4 protein-coding genes and 1 pseudogene are annotated in these 3,048 nt (G+C 62.9%); 2 read left to right on the forward strand and 3 right to left on the reverse strand.

What is annotated here, in order from left to right; all coding sequences use genetic code 11:
• A partial coding sequence (locus ACRESD_RS10655) for a molybdopterin molybdotransferase MoeA (protein WP_431750874.1) occupies window positions 1–1,199 on the reverse strand: 1,199 nt, incomplete at its 3' end.
• Window positions 1,183–1,722, reverse strand: a complete 540-nt coding sequence (gene moaB, locus ACRESD_RS10660) for a molybdenum cofactor biosynthesis protein B (RefSeq protein ID WP_071496276.1) — start codon at window positions 1,720–1,722, stop codon at window positions 1,183–1,185. The genes moaB and ACRESD_RS10655, both read right to left, overlap by 17 nt.
• A 76-nt stretch (window positions 1,723–1,798) precedes the next feature.
• Between moaB and mobA the strand changes: the two genes are divergently transcribed.
• Window positions 1,799–2,401 (forward strand): molybdenum cofactor guanylyltransferase MobA, encoded by a 603-nt coding sequence (gene mobA, locus ACRESD_RS10665; protein ID WP_431750875.1) that lies wholly within the window; start codon window positions 1,799–1,801, stop codon window positions 2,399–2,401.
• A gap of 79 nt (window positions 2,402–2,480) precedes the next feature.
• Window positions 2,481–2,702, forward strand: coding sequence for a YgdI/YgdR family lipoprotein (locus ACRESD_RS10670; protein WP_431750876.1), 222 nt, complete (start codon window positions 2,481–2,483; stop codon window positions 2,700–2,702).
• Window positions 2,703–2,758: 56 nt separating this feature from the next.
• Here the strand turns inward: ACRESD_RS10670 and ACRESD_RS10675 are convergent.
• A pseudogene (locus ACRESD_RS10675) lies at window positions 2,759–3,048 on the reverse strand (pseudouridine synthase); the annotation flags it as partial.

A 3,048-nucleotide genomic window follows, 5' to 3' on the forward strand; every position in this document is an offset into this window, starting at 1 on the left:
AAGTTGACTCGATCCCCCCTCTCCAACGTGGTGCCCTCCAACACTTCCACAAACCCTTCCGCCCACGCCGCACTGCGCAGCACACCGGAGCTCTGGTTGCGGTAGATGATCGCCTTGCCTTGCTCGATGCGCCCGCGCAGGTACTCGCGGCGGTTGCCCGCTTGCGGCCAGACGAACCCCACCGGCACCTCGAAACGCAACGGCGCCACGTCTTGCACGCCTTGACGGCGCAGCAGGTAAGGACGGGCCAGCAAGGCAAACGTCACCAAGGTGGAAGCCGGGTTACCGGGCAAGCCGATCACCGGCACACCGCGAAAATGCCCGAAGGTCAGTGGCTTGCCCGGCTTGATCGCCAGCTTCCACAGGGCCAGTTCGCCCTCTTCGCGCAGGGCGATACCAAGGAAGTCCGCCTCGCCCACCGACACACCGCCAGTGGACAGGATCAAGTCGACATCGCCCAGCCCCGCCAAACGTGTGCGGGTTTTTTCCAGATCATCCGGCAGGATCCCGGCATCGACCACTTCGCAGCCCATGCGCACAAGCCAACTGCACAGCACACGGCGATTGCTGTTGTAGATCTGGCCCGGACCCAGCGGCAGGCCGGGCTCGATCAACTCGTCGCCGGTGGACAGCACGGCCACCCGTACACGGCGCACCACGCTCAGGCGGTCACGCCCCAGGGAGGCGGCCAGGCCCAGCTCGATTGGGCCCAGGCGGGTGCCGGCAGCCAACACACACTCGCCGACCGTGGTTTCCTGGCCTCGGGGGCGGATGTTCTGGTTAATCTGCAATGGCTCTGTAAAGCTCACGCGCTCGTCGCCATGGACCACGGCGTTTTCCTGCATTTCTACGCAGTCCGCGCCTTCGGGCACCGGCGCGCCGGTAAAGATTCGCGCACAAGTGCCAGCGGCCAGCGGCTGCGGCGCCTGGCCGGCGAAGATGCGCTGGCTGACCGGCAATGGCGCACCGGTCCAGTCCGACAGCCGCAGGGCATAGCCGTCCATGGCGCTGTTAGGCCAAGGCGGCAGATCGAGGGTAGAAACCAGGTCTTGCGCCAGCACGCGGCCATCGATGTCCGCCAGGGGTAGCACTTCCTGCTCGCGGATCGGCGTGGCTTCGGCCATGTCCAGCAGTCGTTGCAGCGCTTCTTCCACCGGCATCAGCGCGCCGGTCTTGCCGGGCTTACCCACGGGACTCACAAGGTTCGGCCTGCTTCAGGTGAGGCACGAAGTTGCACGGGCGGTGACGGTTGTCCAATTGCTCGGCGAGGATACCGTCCCACCCCGTGCGCACGGCGTTTGTGGAGCCCGGCAGGCAGCACACCAGCGTGCCATTGGCCAAGCCGGCCAAGGCGCGGGATTGCACGGTGGAGGTGCCGATATCGGCCACGGAGATCTGGCGGAACAGCTCGCCGAAACCGTCGACCTGCTTGTCCAGCAGGCAGCTCACCGCTTCGGGGGTGCTGTCGCGGCCAGTGAAACCTGTGCCGCCAGTGATCAACACCACTTGCACCACGTCTTCGGCGATCCAGTGGGCGACTTGGGCGCGGATTTTGTAGAGGTCGTCCTTGAGCAACACGCGCTCGGCCAGAGAGTGGCCGGCGGCGGTCAGGCGGTCGACGAAGACCTGGCCCGAGGTGTCGGTGTCCAGGGTGCGGGTGTCGCTGACGGTCAATACAGCGATGTTCAGGGGTACGAAGGGCGCATCAGCCTTGGCTTTCATGGCTCGGTCCGGTTGTCGAAGGAACAGCCCGATGTTATATCACAGGGCCTTATTTACCTGTCGCAGCGGAACCACCATGCCCCTTGATTATTCGCCCCTGCCCTGTTCGATCCTGTTGTTGGCCGGTGGCCGCGGCCAACGCATGGGCGGCCAGGACAAAGGCTTGCTGCAATGGCGCGGCCAACCATTGATTGCCCACTTGCAGCGCCTGACTCGGCCGCTGACGGATGACCTGATCATCTCGTGCAACCGCAATCATGAGCTGTACGCCCCCTACGCCGACCAACTGGTGAGCGACGACAGCCCTGACTTCCCCGGCCCGCTCGCGGGCATACGTGCAGGCTTGGTCGCTGCGCGCCATCAGCACCTGCTGATACTGCCGTGTGATGTCCCGAACATTGATGCACGACTGCTGGCCGACCTGCGTGAGCTATCGAGTCGCAATCCATTGGTTCCGGTCATGGTCCGACAAGGTGAGTTCTGGGAGCCCTTGCTCTGCATCATCCCCACCGCCCTCAAAAGCCAAGTGGAATGCGCTTGGGATGCCGGTGAGCGAAGTCCGCGCAACATTATGCTGCAACGGGGTGGCATCGCCCTGGAATGCCCGGCCAATGACCCCCGCCTGGCCAACCTTAATACACCCGAGCTGAAGCACACTAGAACTGGCGTGTCAGAATGATCAGCGCACCAGGAACTTTGGCGACGCCCTGCGCGTCACAAGGTCAGCTATTCAAAAGTATTCTCTCGGAGACAATCTCATGACTCAACGGACCATCGCCGCTCTCATGCTTGCACTGGGCCTCGCTACCCTTGCCGGTTGCGCCTCGCCAACAGTGATCACCCTGAATGACGGTCGCGAAATCCAGGCCGTCGACACCCCGTCTTTCGACAAAGCGTCGGGCTTCTACGAATTCAAACAGCTCGATGGCAAGGAAACACGGATCAACAAGGATCAGGTTCGCACCGTTAAAGAGTTGTAAGTCTTAACGCTTGCCTGCCAAGGCCCGCCTCGTGCGGGCCTTGTCGTTTCTGCGGGTTACCAGTCGAGGATGATCCGGCTGCGAAAATCCCGTGGTTCAGCAGTAACCGGGTCGATAAAGCGCACGCCCTGGGCCAGCAGCTTCAGGGGCTTGGCGTAGTCGTCCTCGGCATCCTTGATCACGTCGGGATAGAACGGGTCATTGCAGATACTCGCGCCGAGCGCAGTCATGTGCACGCGCAGCTGGTGCTTTTTCCCGGTCACGGGAAACAGACCGTAACGCCATAGATCGCCATGTTTTTCCCGCACTTCCACGGCCGTTTCGGTGTTGCTGGCACCGGGTCCCT

It is taken from the genome of Pseudomonas sp. (assembly GCF_050739995.1).
Classification (GTDB): Bacteria; Pseudomonadota; Gammaproteobacteria; order Pseudomonadales; family Pseudomonadaceae; genus Aquipseudomonas.